Source organism: Methylotenera sp., assembly GCF_029945535.1.
GTDB lineage: Bacteria > Pseudomonadota > Gammaproteobacteria > Burkholderiales > Methylophilaceae > Methylotenera.
Genome location: NZ_JAQSCU010000012.1, coordinates 42,565 through 57,628 on the forward strand (window position 1 = coordinate 42,565; position 15,064 = coordinate 57,628).

General features: G+C 42.6%; 15 protein-coding genes. 7 read left to right on the forward strand and 8 right to left on the reverse strand.

Features of this window, described 5'->3' with window-relative positions:
• Positions 1-9: 9 nt before the first annotated feature.
• The 4 genes from PSU72_RS07330 to PSU72_RS07345 are packed head-to-tail and all read left to right on the forward strand — an operon-like array spanning position 10 to position 2,412.
• Positions 10-270, forward strand: coding sequence for a zf-HC2 domain-containing protein (locus tag PSU72_RS07330; RefSeq protein WP_300431678.1), 261 nt, complete (start codon positions 10-12; stop codon positions 268-270).
• A 45-nt stretch (positions 271-315) separates the two neighbouring features.
• Positions 316-696 carry a hypothetical protein gene (locus PSU72_RS07335; RefSeq protein WP_300431679.1) on the forward strand — a complete coding sequence of 127 codons (381 nt, stop codon included), beginning with the start codon at positions 316-318 and terminating at the stop codon, positions 694-696.
• Positions 697-747: 51 nt separating this feature from the next.
• Positions 748-1,647: a DUF692 domain-containing protein gene (locus PSU72_RS07340; protein WP_300431680.1), complete on the forward strand. Its 900-nt coding sequence runs from the start codon at positions 748-750 to the stop codon at positions 1,645-1,647.
• 6 nt (positions 1,648-1,653) lie between these two features.
• Complete coding sequence (locus tag PSU72_RS07345) at positions 1,654-2,412, forward strand: putative DNA-binding domain-containing protein (protein ID WP_300431681.1); 759 nt, start codon at positions 1,654-1,656, stop codon at positions 2,410-2,412.
• A gap of 31 nt (positions 2,413-2,443) precedes the next feature.
• Here the strand turns inward: PSU72_RS07345 and PSU72_RS07350 are convergent, their stop codons facing one another.
• The 3 genes from PSU72_RS07350 to PSU72_RS07360 all read right to left on the reverse strand — a co-directional run bounded on the left by PSU72_RS07350 (position 2,444) and on the right by PSU72_RS07360 (position 6,503).
• Positions 2,444-2,641, reverse strand: a complete 198-nt coding sequence (locus PSU72_RS07350) for a DUF1289 domain-containing protein (RefSeq protein ID WP_300431682.1) — start codon at positions 2,639-2,641, stop codon at positions 2,444-2,446.
• A 23-nt stretch (positions 2,642-2,664) separates the two neighbouring features.
• Positions 2,665-5,388 (reverse strand): preprotein translocase subunit SecA, encoded by a 2,724-nt coding sequence (gene secA / locus PSU72_RS07355; protein WP_300431683.1) that lies wholly within the window; start codon positions 5,386-5,388, stop codon positions 2,665-2,667.
• Between the two features lie 185 nt (positions 5,389-5,573).
• Entirely contained in the window at positions 5,574-6,503 is a 930-nt protein-coding gene (locus PSU72_RS07360; protein WP_300431684.1) for a M23 family metallopeptidase, read from the reverse strand.
• A gap of 44 nt (positions 6,504-6,547) precedes the next feature.
• Here PSU72_RS07360 and PSU72_RS07365 point away from each other — a divergent pair, with 44 nt between their 5' ends.
• The 3 genes from PSU72_RS07365 (at position 6,548) to PSU72_RS07375 (ending at position 10,182) form a co-directional block, all read left to right on the forward strand.
• Positions 6,548-6,964, forward strand: a complete 417-nt coding sequence (locus PSU72_RS07365; protein ID WP_300431685.1) for a DciA family protein — start codon at positions 6,548-6,550, stop codon at positions 6,962-6,964.
• A gap of 285 nt (positions 6,965-7,249) precedes the next feature.
• Complete coding sequence (locus PSU72_RS07370; RefSeq protein ID WP_300431686.1) at positions 7,250-9,283, forward strand: sodium-translocating pyrophosphatase; 2,034 nt, start codon at positions 7,250-7,252, stop codon at positions 9,281-9,283.
• A 206-nt stretch (positions 9,284-9,489) separates the two neighbouring features.
• Positions 9,490-10,182: a VIT family protein gene (locus PSU72_RS07375; protein ID WP_013149063.1), complete on the forward strand. Its 693-nt coding sequence runs from the start codon at positions 9,490-9,492 to the stop codon at positions 10,180-10,182.
• A gap of 76 nt (positions 10,183-10,258) precedes the next feature.
• On the opposite strand, the gene ppa is transcribed toward PSU72_RS07375, so the two are convergent.
• From ppa to PSU72_RS07400, 5 genes are all read right to left on the reverse strand, one after another.
• Positions 10,259-10,807 (reverse strand): inorganic diphosphatase, encoded by a 549-nt coding sequence (gene ppa / locus PSU72_RS07380; RefSeq protein WP_013149064.1) that lies wholly within the window; start codon positions 10,805-10,807, stop codon positions 10,259-10,261.
• Between the two features lie 102 nt (positions 10,808-10,909).
• Positions 10,910-11,191: a DUF1232 domain-containing protein gene (locus PSU72_RS07385; protein ID WP_300431687.1), complete on the reverse strand. Its 282-nt coding sequence runs from the start codon at positions 11,189-11,191 to the stop codon at positions 10,910-10,912.
• 22 nt (positions 11,192-11,213) lie between these two features.
• Positions 11,214-12,116, reverse strand: coding sequence for a phosphoribosylaminoimidazolesuccinocarboxamide synthase (locus PSU72_RS07390; protein WP_300431688.1), 903 nt, complete (start codon positions 12,114-12,116; stop codon positions 11,214-11,216).
• 177 nt (positions 12,117-12,293) lie between these two features.
• Positions 12,294-13,730 carry a pyruvate kinase gene (gene pyk / locus PSU72_RS07395; RefSeq protein WP_300431689.1) on the reverse strand — a complete coding sequence of 479 codons (1,437 nt, stop codon included), beginning with the start codon at positions 13,728-13,730 and terminating at the stop codon, positions 12,294-12,296.
• A gap of 102 nt (positions 13,731-13,832) precedes the next feature.
• A complete protein-coding gene (locus PSU72_RS07400; protein ID WP_300431690.1) occupies positions 13,833-15,014 on the reverse strand; it encodes a phosphoglycerate kinase in 1,182 nt (393 codons plus the stop codon).
• Positions 15,015-15,064: the final 50 nt, after the last annotated feature.

Genomic DNA, 15,064 nt, shown 5'->3' on the forward strand with positions numbered 1-15,064 from the left:
TACCATAAAATGAAATTAATGCTTACCTGTAAACAAGCCAGTCAGATTATTTCGCAGTCATTAGACAATCCTTTGTCATGGTCAGACCGCATAAAATTAAAGTTTCATCTATTTATTTGTAATGCTTGTACGCGCTTTAATCAGCAATTACGTTTAATTAAAAGTGCAGTGCAACGCATGAAACTTGAAACTGAAAATGACGACACTATACAACTTACTGTAGATGCGAAAGCCAGAATTAATCAGGCAATTGACTCTAATCATCACTAAACGCATATTTTAAGTTTTATCATTTAATTTTTTAAAGGATTTGTCATGAATAATACACAAAAAACTATCGCTCTTGCTCTTAGCGGCGCATTCGCTTTATCAATCGCAACTACCTCAATGGCTGCAGCGCAGAACCCATTTGCTGCAAGATCATTATCATCAGGTTATCAAGTAGCTGATGCCGATACCAAAATGAAAGACGGTAAATGCAGCACTGGTAAATGTGGCGCAAATAAAAAATCAGCGATGAAAAAAGCTGAAGCTGAAAAAGCTAAAGAAGGCTCATGCAGTGCGGAAAAGATGAAAGATGGTTCTTGTAGTGCTGAAATGAAAGCTTCTGCAGAAAAAGCAAAAGAGGGTTCATGTAGTGCCGAAAAAATGAAAGACGGTAATTGCAGCGCTGAGATGAAAAATAAAGCTAAATAATATTAATACGTTACCTGATGAAGCATCACTGTTTTAGCAGTTAATATAGTTATGTTTAATCAGACCGACAGCAAAATTAACGGTGTGGGTTTGGGGCTAAAGCGTGAGCTTATCCCTCAAATCCAAGCCGCCTTTGGTAATAGCACTATTGCCAATCTGAATTTCGTTGAAATCGCCCCAGAAAACTGGATAGAGATTGGCGGCAAAGCGGCAAAACAGCTGGATTGGTTTGCTGAACGCTATCCTATTGCTTGCCATGGTTTATGCCTTTCACTTGGTGGCCTAGCCCCACTTGATACAATCTTCTTAAACCAAGTGAAGCAATTTCTACAGCAATATCAAATTCCACTTTATACCGAACACTTAAGCTACTCAACCGATGGCTACAAAGGTCAACAAGGCTATCTGTATGACTTGTTGCCCGTCCCCTTCACTGAAGAAGCGGTGCATTACGTCGCTAAACGCATACGCCAAACTCAGGACATTCTTGGACAACGCATTGGAATAGAAAATGCTTCTTTTTATGTGCAAGCGCCAATCTCGACGATGGATGAGTTAACCTTCATCAAAGCTGTATTGACTGAGGCTGATTGCTTATTACACTTAGACATCAACAATATTTACGTGAATAGCGTTAATTTTGGCCATGATCTGAGCGATGGACTAAAAGCTGATCCAATCAAAATTGCGCAAGAGTTTTTACGAGCTATCCCAGGTGAACGTATCGCTTATGCGCACATGGCGGGGCATTATCAGCAAGCACCAGATTTACTGATTGATACCCATGGCGCAGATGTAATAGACCCCGTATGGGCGCTACTTGAAGAAGCTTACCGACTATTTGGCGCATTCCCAACCTGCTTAGAGCGTGACAATAATATTCCGCCCTTGCACGTATTGATGCGTGAAGTTAATAAAATTGCTGATTTTCAGAAGCATGCTAAATCATAACTAAATATGACTAAAGATCTGCCTAATTTTCAGCAGTATCAGCAAGCGTTCACTGCGCATATCCGCGATCCGCACAATCAATCTAGACCTAAAAATGTAAAAGCCAAGGGTATGGATGTGTACAAAGAGATTGTATTCAACAATCTCTTTGAATCAGTATCTGCTTGCTTTCCAGTAGCACAAAAGGTTATCGGCAAGCGGGCGTGGCTCAAATTAGTCCGTGATTTCTTTCGTGAACACTCTTCATCGACGCCTATTTTTAGAAAGATTCCTGAAGAGTTTCTTGTCCATTTATCTAATATTAATGCACTTACTCCAGAAAATATTCCACCTTATCTAACAAGCCTTTGTCATTACGAATGGGTTGAGTTGCTAGTTTCAACCATGGCAGATGAGGCTAATAAGCGTGATATTAATCTAACTGGTGAGCTGCGTTTGAATCAGCCTGCATTTACGCATACGATGCAGTTACTTAATTACGAATATGCAGTGCAAAAAATATCACCTCGTTACAAACCGAAAGAGAAAGTGAATACACAACTTTTAGTTTATAGAAATGCGGAGTTTGAAGTGAAGTTTATAGAACTCAACACCGTTACATATCGGTTAATTGAAATTCTAAAACAAGATAGACTGAACTGTGAGCAAGCACTTACTGTGCTTGCAAAAGAGATAAACCAAACCCAAACTGAAAGTATCATTCAGTTTGGGTTAGCTATATTGGAAGACTTGAGAAGCCAAGGCGTGATTCTTGGCGTGTACTGAAATTTAGTATCGAAGAGAATATAAAGCCTAATTAATCGAAACTCACTTGTTGCATCTGGCGCTCTTCTAGCGTGACCAGCAAGTCTTTTTGCGCGTCTTGCCCCATATCCCACCACGCTCTAATTTCATCGATAGTGCGGTAGCAGCCATGGCACAGACCGTTCTCTTCGTCCATTGCACAAACACCAATGCATGGTGATTTAACTTCTGTTTGTATATTTTCAGACATAAATTAACGCTTTCAGTAACTGATTAACTTAATACGCCATGGCATTGTTTATATTTTTTGCCAGAGCCGCATGGACATGGATCATTACGGCCGACTTTTACACCATCACGTATGACAGGTTGACCACTGGCTAACAGCGCTTCAGAATTATCTGGATTTGCTAATGCTTCGTCATAATCAGCATGTTGATAATGCACATTTTCTAGTTCCACTGGCTTTTCAACCGCTTCAACATCTGCCTCAGTTTTTACTTGAACGAGCATCGTCACTTTGGTAACTTCGCTTTTCACTGTATTCAGCAAGCCTTCAAACAACTCAAACGCTTCACGTTTATATTCTTGTTTAGGATTTTTTTGTGCGTATGAACGCAAATGAATACCTTGGCGTAAGTGGTCTAGTGCAGCTAGGTGTTCGCGCCAATGGTTGTCTAAGCTTTGCAACATCACAGAACGTTCAAACTGTCGCATCACATCAGAGCTGGCTTGTTGTTCTTTCTCAACGTAAACACTATTAGCCGTGTCAATCACGCGCTCGCGCAAGGTTTCTTCATGCAAATCTGGGTTTTCTTCCAGCATTTTTTGCAAAGGAATATCTAAATTTGCCTCAGCTTTTAGCTCGCGTTCTAAACTTGGTATATCCCATTGTTCTTCAACGCTGTTTGGTGGAATATGTGTTGCAATCATGCTGGTAAGGACATCTTCACGCATTGCCTTAATGGTATCTGCAACGTCAGCAGCTTCTAACAACTCATTGCGCTGCTCGTAAATCACTTTACGCTGATCATTTGCTACATCATCGTATTCAAGCAATTGTTTACGAATGTCAAAGTTGCGACCTTCAACTTTACGCTGCGCATTTTCAATAGCACGCGTGACCCATGGATGCTCAATTGCCTCACCATCAGGCATATTCAATTTTTCCATAATCGCAGATACACGGTCAGATGCGAAAATACGTAGTAGCTGATCTTCTAGTGATAGATAGAAACGGCTTGAACCAGCGTCTCCCTGACGACCAGAGCGGCCACGTAACTGATTATCTACACGACGTGACTCATGGCGCTCAGTACCCGCAATATGCAAGCCACCAGCAGCCAATACAGCATCGTGACGTTGTTGCCATTCAGCTTTAAGAGTCACAATGCGGGCTTCTTTTTCAGCATCGCTTAGTGCAGCATCGTGTTTAACAGCTTCAATATCAGTCTCTGGATTACCACCTAAAACAATATCTGTACCGCGACCAGCCATATTGGTAGCAATCGTAATCACACCAGCACGGCCCGCTTGGGCAATAATGTGCGCCTCACGCTCATGTTGTTTCGCATTTAAAACTTGGTGTTCTAATTTTTCAGCATTCAATAACTGAGAAATCAGCTCTGAGTTTTCAATTGAGGTTGTACCGACCAACACTGGCTGACCGCGACTTTGACAGTCTTTAATATCTAAAATGACCGCAGCATATTTTTCATTCGCTGTACGATACACTTTATCCATATTATCTTTACGCAACATTGGGCGATGCGTTGGGATCACCACTGTTTCTAGCGCATAAATCTGATTGAATTCATAAGCTTCGGTATCCGCAGTACCCGTCATACCTGAAAGTTTGGTATACATACGGAAGTAGTTTTGGAATGTGATAGAAGCCAGCGTTTGATTTTCTTTTTGAATCTCAACACCTTCTTTAGCCTCAACGGCTTGATGCAAGCCATCTGACCAGCGACGACCTGGCATCATACGGCCATTGATTTCATCCACAATCGTCACTTCACCATCACGAACTACATAATGCTGATCTCTATGATAAAGGTTACGAGCGCGCAGCGATGCGTATAAATGATGTACCAAGGTGATGTTAGAAGCTTCATACAAACTTGAGCCTTCAGCCAGTAAGCCAGCTTCTGTTAGTAAGTTTTCAGCATGCTCATGACCTTCTTCAGACATGACGACATTTTGGCCTTTTTCATCAACCCAGAAATCGCCAGCACCTTCCTCTTCAGTTTGTGCAACTAACTTGGCAGCAACCACATTGATTTGATTGTAAAGCGCAATACTGTCATCAGCTTGACCGGAAATAATCAACGGTGTTCGTGCTTCATCGATTAAAATCGAATCAACCTCATCAATCAACGCATAACTTAAACCGCGCTGAACACGATCTTCACTTCTGTGCACCATGTTATCGCGCAGATAATCAAAACCGTATTCATTGTTAGTACCGTAAGTAATATCCGCAGCATAAGCTTGGCGCTTTAAGTCTGTCGGCATTTGCGATAAATTGATACCGATTGAAAGGCCTAAAAAGTTATAAAGCTTACCCATCCACTCAGCATCGCGCTTAGCTAGATAGTCATTCACCGTCACCACATGAACGCCCTTACCTGCTAATGCATTTAAATAAACAGGCAATGTCGCACATAAAGTTTTACCTTCACCTGTACGCATCTCGCCGATTTTACCGGCATTAAGAACCATGCCGCCTATCATTTGCACATCAAAATGACGCATACCCAACGCACGTTTACCACCTTCGCGTACCACGGCAAAAGCTTCTGGCATCAACTGATCTAAGGTTTCACCATTTTTAAAACGTTGCTTGAACTCCTCAGTTTTAGCTCTTAAGGCCTCATCTGATAAGGCCTGTATCGCTGGCTCTAACGCGTTAATTTGCTGTACTTTTTGCGCGTATTGTTTAACCAACCTGTCGTTACGGCTACCAAATAATTTTTTGAACAACGTAGATATCATGAAATGAGTGACTTTCGGCTTGAGAGGATAAATGCTTTTTTAATGAAGGTTAATTTTTATAAGCTGCGCTATTTAAGTTGCAATACTAACTAAGTTGCAACTTAAAGTGCAAAACTCTTTATTTTAGATTTTAAACAACTTCTTAACGGTTAGTTGCGTCATATATGGGGCTTATTCTTATAAATTCAATTGCTAGCTTTAAGATATTTTCTAGGATCCAATGCGTTACCATTGAGCCTAATTTCATAATGCAAATGCGCCCCTGTAGAGCGCCCTGTACTGCCTACCAATGCTACTACTTGGCCTTTCTCTACACGATCGCCAACCTTAACCATCAGTTTTGAGGCATGCGCATAGCGTGTTTCTAAACCAGATCCATGATCAACTTTTACAATATTACCATAATCCGGTGTACGTTCTGCGGTTGTGACTATGCCACCAGCTGCCGCATAGATTGGCGTGCCTTCAGCCGCAGAGAAATCTAAGCCTTCATGAAAGGCTTTATTGCCATTGAATGGGTCAATCCGCCAGCCATAGCTGGATGAATTAAATGCGGCATTGACTGGACTACTATTAGGCAACATATCTTTCAACACCCCTTGCTGCAATAACTTTGCTTCTATATCGCTTAAATAATCAGTATCAAAATCAATTTTAGCCATAGTTTCAGTAATTTTTTGCTGCAAATCTAATTCAGTAATGGGTGCATTAAGCACCAATGGACCACCGCGACTAGCGGGGTCGGCTTTGCCCGCATTGGTGCGAAGCTCAGGACTCACAGGTGTTATTTTTTCTGACGCAGGCTTTTTCTCACCAGCCAACTTGGCCAGACGCTCGCTTTGCGCATCTAAGCGCATGATGCGTGCTTGCAACTCGCCCAGTTGTAGCGCGTAGGCATCTAAATGTTTTTGTGGATTATTAATACCGAAGGCTTGTTTAAGTTTTGAAGGGATCAATGATTTATCCCCTTGTTGCGTTGTAGATTCCTGTGGCACAATCAAGGATAGCATGATGACTACTGGTAACGATATCAGTAACAGCGCTATCAAGCACACTTGTAGCGTTGATAGCGTTTTCGCTTTCGCCATGTTATTTGAGACAAAAATGATATTCATAGCAGCCCTAATCACCACTCCAGTTATTTGTACTGACCATCATCATGCGCCAGTTTAACTCTCTGCTTAAACAACCCGAGTTGATTGCATTAAATGCGCGTAACTTAGAAGCTCAAGCCGCACAAGATATCTGGAAAGCAGTAGCGCCTGATAATTTGGCACAATTTAGCCATGCAAGCAGTATTAAAAATAAACAACTTAATTTATTTGCTGACAACAATGCAGTCGCTGCAAAAATTAAACTTTTTATACCTAGCTTGTTGATTAAGCTAGAAAACCAAGGGTGTGAAGTTACTTCAATTCAGGTGAAAGTGCAAGTAAAATCTACCCCGCCAGCCAAAGCAAAACGGATTAAAAAGCTCAGTTCGCATGCAGCAACAGAGCTAAATCAACTGTCAGAAAAACTATCTGGCACACCGCTTGGTGACGCACTGGCTAGATTAGCTACGAAAGCTAAGTAAAATATAAATCACACTGCTTCCAGTGTTTTTCCTCGTCACTCTTCCACTGCCAAATAACCAAAAGCCACCCATAAATCTATAGGTTGTTAGCTGCGCTTAATAGTGCAATAATGAATCGTTGTTACAAATTATTTACATTATTAAAGTAACTTGCAGCAGCAGATTTGGTTAGATTTTTGGCACTTAGTCTTAAATTTGTATTTGTTTTATTTTTAACATTTTAAATTTAGTTTTTAAATATTGTTTTAAGTTAGCGATTTATAAAAATTTAGATAGGGAGAAGTCATGTCATCACCACTAATGATTGCCGTTGGCGCCGCTGTTCTAGCTGTGTTATACGGTGTAGTAATGAGTAAATGGATTAGCAATTTACCGGCAGGCAATGCGCGTATGCAAGAAATCGCCAGCGCAATTCAACAGGGGGCAGCGGCATATTTAGCTCGCCAATATAAAACCATCACTATCGTCGGCATCATTCTAGCCATTTTAATTGGCATATTTCTTAATATCACCACTGCGATTGGTTTTGTTATTGGCGCTTTCTTATCTGGCGCTTGCGGCTTTATTGGCATGAATGTCTCAGTAAAAGCTAACGTGCGCACAGCACAAGCAGCCACTGGTGGTATTGCACCTGCATTAGATGTGGCATTTAAAGGCGGAGCAATCACGGGAATGCTGGTGGTTGGTTTAGGCTTATTAGGTGTAGCTGGTTTCTACTGGTATTTAGGTGGTGAAGCTGCAACAGACTTGAATCCGTTAATTGGTCTAGCTTTTGGCTCATCACTTATTTCTATATTTGCACGCCTTGGTGGCGGTATATTTACCAAAGGTGCTGACGTTGGTGCTGACTTAGTGGGCAAAGTGGAAGCAGGTATTCCTGAAGATGACCCACGTAACCCAGCCGTGATTGCCGATAACGTAGGCGATAACGTAGGCGACTGCGCGGGGATGGCAGCCGATTTATTTGAAACATACGCTGTGACTTTAATTGCAACCATGGTGCTAGGCAGCCTACTGTTAACAAACGCAGGCGCCAATGGCACACTCTACCCCTTGATGCTTGCAGCTGTTTCTATTGTCGCCTCTATCATTGGCTGCTTCTTTGTTAAAGCCTCTCCTGGCATGAAAAATGTAATGCCAGCTTTATACAAAGGCTTAGCAGTAGCGGGTACTTTATCTTTGGCTGCCTTTTACTTTGTGACTATGAAAATGTTCCCTGAAGGCTTGATCGCTGGCGACTTAACTATCTCTGCAAACCAGTTATTTGGCGCTTGCGCAGTGGGCTTAGTCCTTACAGCGGCATTAGTGTGGATTACCGAGTATTACACAGGGACTGATTACGCACCGGTAAAACACATTGCACAAGCTTCAACAACCGGTCACGCGACTAATATCATTGCAGGTATTGGCATTTCAATGAAGTCGACTGCTTGGCCTGTACTTTCGGTTTGTGTAGCAATTTTCGTGTCGCATCACTTAGGCGGTTTATACGGTATTGCAATTGCGGCAACCTCTATGCTCAGTATGGCAGGTATCGTAGTGGCGCTGGATGCTTATGGTCCAATCACGGATAATGCGGGTGGTATTGCTGAAATGGCTGGCTTACCTGCAGAAGTGCGTGATGTGACTGACCCATTAGATGCGGTTGGCAATACCACTAAAGCTGTCACTAAAGGATATGCGATTGGCTCTGCGGGTTTGGCAGCATTGGTGTTATTTGCCGATTACACACACAAGCTACAAGGCGCAGGTATTGACGTTAAGTTTGACCTAAGTGACCCAATGGTGATTATTGGCTTGTTTATTGGCGGCTTAATTCCGTTCTTATTCGCTGCGATGGCGATGGAAGCGGTTGGGCGCGCAGCTGGTGCAGTGGTTGAAGAAGTACGCCGTCAGTTCCGCGACATCAAAGGCATTATGGAAGGCACAGCTAAACCAGAATATGGTAAAGCCGTAGATATGCTCACTACAGCTGCGATTAAAGAAATGATGATTCCATCACTCTTGCCAGTAGCAGTGCCAGTGGCGGTAGGCTTATTACTTGGCCCTGTAGCATTAGGTGGTCTATTAATGGGTACAATTGTGACTGGTTTATTCGTTGCGATTTCCATGTGTACGGGTGGCGGTGCTTGGGATAACGCTAAAAAATATATCGAAGATGGCAACCACGGTGGCAAAGGTTCAGAAGCGCACAAAGCGGCTGTGACTGGCGATACCGTTGGCGATCCTTACAAAGATACTGCAGGCCCAGCAGTGAATCCATTGATTAAAATCATTAACATTGTGGCTTTACTGATTGTGCCATTGCTCCATATGTAAGCTGGTTAATTAAGCTAATAAAATACAGTGGATTAATTAAAAGGCGGCTCAGGTCGCCTTTTTATTTGGCTTTCTTACATGTTCTATTATCAAATTATCTAATGATTAAACTTGAAAGCTAGGTTGCCGAAATTCACTTTGGAGCTTATCGATAATTCATTGATAATACATAGATCGTCACCACAGCTAAAAACAGGAAAAATTACTTGAGACATTCTGAATTTCATCGCTCGCATCATATTGGCTGGCTAAGAGCAGCCGTATTAGGCGCAAATGACGGCATTATTTCAACCTCCAGCTTGATTATTGGCATTGCGACCGCGCATGCGACTCACCATAACATTTTACTCACAGGCATGGCTGGCTTGGTCTCTGGCTCTATGGCGATGGCCGCAGGTGAATATGTTTCTGTAAGTTCTCAAGCAGATACTGAAACTGCAGATTTAGCGCGCGAGCGTGATGAACTTGCGACCCAACCTGAACATGAGCTGGAAGAGCTGACGGGTATTTACATGCAACGCGGCTTAACACATGAGCTTGCCAAGCAAGTGGCGACACAACTCACGGCAAAGGATGCGCTTGCGGCACATGCTAGAGATGAGCTAGGCATTATAGAGGCTATGAATGCACGACCGATACAAGCGGCATTGGCATCAGCTGGAACATTTGCTGTTGGTGCTGCATTGCCTTTACTCATTGCATTTTTTGCAGCTGAAGCCAATATCGTGCCTTTTGTAGCAGTAACATCGCTGGCATTTCTGGCTTTACTGGGTGGCTTAGCGGCAAAAGTTGGCGGCGCAAATATTTGGATTGGCACTGGACGTGTTGCATTTTGGGGTGCATTGGCAATGGCTGCTACGGCTGGGGTCGGAAGCCTATTTGGTGTTGCTGTCGCTTAATCAGAAGTCAATTAAGTCAATAAAAAAGGCAGCTTTCGCTGCCTTTTTGTTAATAGCTCAAAGTCTAACCTAATACTTAAAACGCTGGTTTAACCATAGCGTTATTATAATTAGCTACACCTTCTAAAATCTCTTTTTTCGCTTGGTCAATATCACCCCAACCGTTAATTTTCACCCATTTGCCTTTGTCTAAATCTTTGTAGTGCTCAAAAAAGTGTGAAATCATATTCAAACGCCAATCAGAAACATCTGTATGCGCTTTCAAATGACCGTACAAACCACATACTTTTTCAACTGGCACCGCTAACACTTTAGCATCTAGGCCTGCTTCATCTTCCATCAACAACACACCTAAGGGACGGCAGCGCACAACTACACCTGGAATCAAAGGCACTGGCGTCATCACCAATACATCTACAGGGTCGCCATCGTCAGCAAGCGTATGCGGCACGTAGCCATAATTGGTGGGGTATTGCATGGCAGTACCCATAAAACGGTCTACAAAAATCGCACCGCTTTCTTTATCAACTTCATACTTAACTGGATCACCTTGCATCGGGATTTCAATGATGACATTGAAGTCATTTGGTACGTCTTTGCCGGTTGGCACATCATTTAACGACATTGCTTTTTCCTAGATAATAAAATGTATTGGTTAATTTTCTGAGATTTAATTTTGAGCCGCAATTATAGCAAGCAGATTGGCAATAATATCAAAGGCTTGTAACTAAATTATGACTTTGGCCTGCTCTCTGCAGCTTTGAATAATTTCTTTGGGAATGAAAAATAGCGCGATATACAGCAAAAGCGGAATGATCACTACATCATCCAACTGACCTAATACTGGAATAAAGTCTGGAATCAAATCAAACGGTAATAACAAATAGCCTATTGCTAGCCATAAGCATATCTTGGCAGGCAAAGGTGTTTTTGGGTGTTTAAGCACTAAACGATACACCTCAAACTCTTGCTTGAGGTGTTTAGTGAAGGATTTGAGCTTTTCAATCACGTGATGTGCTGATTTGCGCTACTTAATCAGCGGCAAGCGGATGACCTGTCAAACGCTCAAAGGCCTCCATGTATTTTTCACTGGTTTTTTGTGCAACATCTGCCGGCAAGGCTGGTGCTGGCGCAACTTTATTCCAGCCGGTACTTTCCAGCCAATCACGCACAAATTGCTTATCGTAACTTGGTGGGTTGCTACCAACCGCATAGCTATCAGCCGGCCAGAAGCGTGATGAATCTGGCGTTAACACTTCATCCATCACATGCAATACACCATTGGTATCTAAACCAAATTCAAACTTAGTATCGGCAATGATAATACCGCGAGTAAGCGCATACTCTGCCGCCTGTTGATAGAGCGCAATGGCAACTTTTGCGACTTGTTCAGCCATGTCTTTTCCAATCAAATCTGCACATTGTTGCAAGCTGATGTTTTCATCATGCTCGCCCACGGCAGCTTTGCTGGACGGTGTAAAAATTGGTGTAGGTAACTTAGAAGCTTCTTGTAGCCCAGCAGGTAACTCAATACCACAGACTGTGCCTTTAGCTTTGTATTCTTTCCAACCGCTACCCACTAAATAACCACGCACAATCGCTTCAATAGGCAAGGCCTTTAACTTTTTCACGACTACCGCACGAGAGCCAAGCTGCGCTTGCTCTGCAGGACTGCTCACCACAGACTTTGGATCAATCCCAGTTAAATGATTTGGCACAACATTCTTAAGTTTCTCAAACCAGAAATTAGCCATCTGCGTTAGCATCGCGCCTTTATTGGCAATGCCTGTGGGCAATATCACATCAAAAGCTGAGAGGCGATCTGTGCTGACTAACAACATGGTATCGGCATCAATATCGTAAATATCGCGCACTTTACCTTGGTGGATACGTTTAAGACTTTGAATGGAGGTTTCTAGTAAAGGTGTATTCATATTGATTTGTTTATATGGTTTATATATGGCTTATTGATAAAGTCTAGCTAAGTGATACAGTTAAAAATGCAATTAGCTTATTATAAACTTTATCTATATCAACTGACTTATGAATTAACTAATTCAACTGATTCGCTTTGATTAAAGCGCCTGACATTCATCAAGCTATGAATCTGGCTAGGCTTGTTTGTTCTCACCAATTTTTACTATTTTAAGTGTATTTGTACCGCCCGGACTGCCAATCGGCTCACCGAATGTGAGTAAAACCAAGTCGCCTAAATTAACCGCTTTTTGTTGCAATAAGACCTGCTCCATTTCTTGCAGAATTTCGTCTCTATTTTTAGTACCTTGCTCAATAGGGAATGGATAAACGCCGCGATGCAAGGTAAGTTTTCTGCGCGCATATTTATCTGGTGAAAGTGCATAAATCGGCATCTCTGAATCCGCACGAGATAGCCATTGTGCTGCATTTCCAGATTGTGTAAGTGCAGCAATCGCCTTCACTTTTAAGTGCTGCGCCGTATAAATTGCAGCAGCGGCTATCGCTTCATCAGTCCTAAGAAATACTTGCTCCACTCTGCGCACATGAGGCTGAATATAATATTCTTTCTCAGCCTCCATCACTACGCGATGCACCGCCTGCACGCTTTCTAATGGATACTGCCCTGCCGCCGTTTCAGCTGATAGCATAATCGCATCAGTGCCATCCAACACGGCATTGGCCACATCAGACACTTCAGCACGCGTTGGAATCGGGCTGGTAATCATAGACTCCATCATTTGCGTGGCGGTAATCACTAATTTGTTTTGCTCACGCGCCATGCGTATCATACGTTTCTGCAAGCCTGGAATTGCAGCATCGCCAACTTCCACACCCAAGTCGCCTCGAGCGACCATAATCGCATCTGACGCATCAATAATAGATTCTAAATTATCAATCGCCTCAGCCCGCTCTATTTTAGCGACTATGCTAGCCTTACCTCCGGCTTGTTGTACTAAAACGCGAGCAAGCTCTACATCTAAAGCGGTTCTAGGAAATGACAGTGCAACATAATCAGCTTCTAATGCAACGGCCGTTAGAATATCTTCGCGATCTTTTTCCGTGAGCGCTTCAGCTGATAAACCACCACCAAGGCGATTAATACCTTTATTGTTGCTCAATACGCCGCCATTCATCACCAAGCAATGAATCTGATTGCCTTTTACTCTATCCACTTGCATGGTAATACGGCCATCATCCAATAGTAGAATAACGCCCTCTACTACCTCTTGTGGCAGGGTTTTGTAATCCAAACCGACATGATCTTGATTGCCTAACTGACAATCAGAATCGAGTATAAAGATATCCCCAGTTTTTAAAGTGATTTTGCCTAACTCAAACTTACCTATACGTATTTTTGGCCCTTGCAAATCACATAGCACGCCAATCGGACGGTTTAATTTCAAGGCAATCGCACGTACCATTTCGGCACGATTAATATGCTCTTCTGCGCTACCATGCGAAAAGTTTAATCTCACTACGTTTACACCAGCCATAATCATGCGTGCCAGCATTTCCTCGCTGTTTGAGGATGGGCCTAGTGTTGCAACAATTTTTGTTTTACGTAATGTCAATGTAGTGCCTTTTCAACTCGGTATAACTATAAGTATATGCTTAAAATTCAAATAAAAATGGGGCTTATCGCCCCATTTTTTGTATCACTCATTTGAGAAAAATTAAGCCGAGGCTCTCTGCTCAAGTATCTCAACTGCTGGTAGCTTCTTACCTTCTAAAAACTCTAAGAATGCACCGCCTGCTGTGGAAATATAATCGACTTTATCTTCGATACCATACTTCTGTATCGCAGCAATCGTGTCGCCACCACCCGCCAAGGTAAAGGCTTTTGTGTTCGCAATGGCATGAGCAATCGTTTTTGTACCTTCACCAAATTGGTCAAATTCAAAAACACCTACCGGACCATTCCAAACCACCGTACCTGCATTTTTAATGATCTCCGCTATTTCATTAGCAGATTTCGCGCCAATATCAAAAATCATATCATCCGTGGCCACATCAGCCACGTCTTTCTTGATTGCAGGCTCGTTTGCATCAAATTTCTTACCGCAAACTACATCTACTGCAATAGGCACTGCCGCTCCTCTTTGGTTCATTTTGTCCATTAAGGTGCGAGCCACTGGCACTAAATCATCTTCACAAAGTGATTTTCCAACTTCATTGCCAGCGGCTTTCAAGAAGGTATTAGCGATACCGCCACCTACTACCATTTGATCAACTTTTTCTGACAAACTTTCAAGCACAGTCAATTTAGTGGAAACTTTGCTACCACCAACAATCGCCACCATAGGGCGCGCTGGACTGAGTAGTGCCTTTGTTAAGGCATCTAACTCATTCACCAATAAAATACCGGCCGCGGCCACTGGTGCGAACTTCGCCACACCATGCGTTGAGGCTTCTGCACGATGCGCTGTGCCGAATGCATCCATGACAAATACATCACAAAGTTTGGCATATTTTTGTGACAATTCGTCGGTGCTTTTTTTCTCACCTTTATTGAATCTGCAGTTTTCTAAAACAACCAATTCGCCAGCAGCAACTTCAAAACCACCATCTACCCAATCTTTTACTAATCGAACAGACTTGCCTAATTTAGCAGAAATCACATCAACCACTGGTTTCAATGAGTTTTCTTCTGAATAAACACCCTCTTCAGGACGACCTAAATGTGAAGTCACCATTACCTTTGCGCCAGCTTTAAGCGCATATTCAATAGTTGCCATCGATGCAGTAATACGTGCGTCAGAGGTAACTTTGCCATCAGCGACTGGTACATTCAAATCTGCACGTATCAATACGCGCTTTCCATTCAAATCTAAATCCGTCATTTTAATTACATTCATTACCTTTAACTCCCCCAAAATCTGTCTATTACAAATGGCTACCTATGGCT

Bases quoted from the DNA above. Each gene is read 5' to 3' on its own strand.
- PSU72_RS07330 (WP_300431678.1), top strand. From the start codon at position 10: ATGAAATTAATGCTTACCTGTAAACAAGCCAGTCAGATTATTTCGCAG.
- ppa (WP_013149064.1), bottom strand. From the start codon at position 10,807: ATGTCGTTAAATGATGTGCCAACCGGCAAAGACGTACCAAATGACTTC.
- PSU72_RS07350 (WP_300431682.1), bottom strand. From the start codon at position 2,641: ATGTCTGAAAATATACAAACAGAAGTTAAATCACCATGCATTGGTGTT.
- PSU72_RS07345 (WP_300431681.1), top strand. From the start codon at position 1,654: ATGACTAAAGATCTGCCTAATTTTCAGCAGTATCAGCAAGCGTTCACT.
- PSU72_RS07370 (WP_300431686.1), top strand. From the start codon at position 7,250: ATGTCATCACCACTAATGATTGCCGTTGGCGCCGCTGTTCTAGCTGTG.
- PSU72_RS07335 (WP_300431679.1), top strand. From the start codon at position 316: ATGAATAATACACAAAAAACTATCGCTCTTGCTCTTAGCGGCGCATTC.
- secA (WP_300431683.1), bottom strand. From the start codon at position 5,388: ATGATATCTACGTTGTTCAAAAAATTATTTGGTAGCCGTAACGACAGG.
- PSU72_RS07340 (WP_300431680.1), top strand. From the start codon at position 748: ATGTTTAATCAGACCGACAGCAAAATTAACGGTGTGGGTTTGGGGCTA.
- PSU72_RS07360 (WP_300431684.1), bottom strand. From the start codon at position 6,503: ATGAATATCATTTTTGTCTCAAATAACATGGCGAAAGCGAAAACGCTA.
- PSU72_RS07365 (WP_300431685.1), top strand. From the start codon at position 6,548: ATGCGCCAGTTTAACTCTCTGCTTAAACAACCCGAGTTGATTGCATTA.
- PSU72_RS07400 (WP_300431690.1), bottom strand. From the start codon at position 15,014: ATGAATGTAATTAAAATGACGGATTTAGATTTGAATGGAAAGCGCGTA.
- PSU72_RS07390 (WP_300431688.1), bottom strand. From the start codon at position 12,116: ATGAATACACCTTTACTAGAAACCTCCATTCAAAGTCTTAAACGTATC.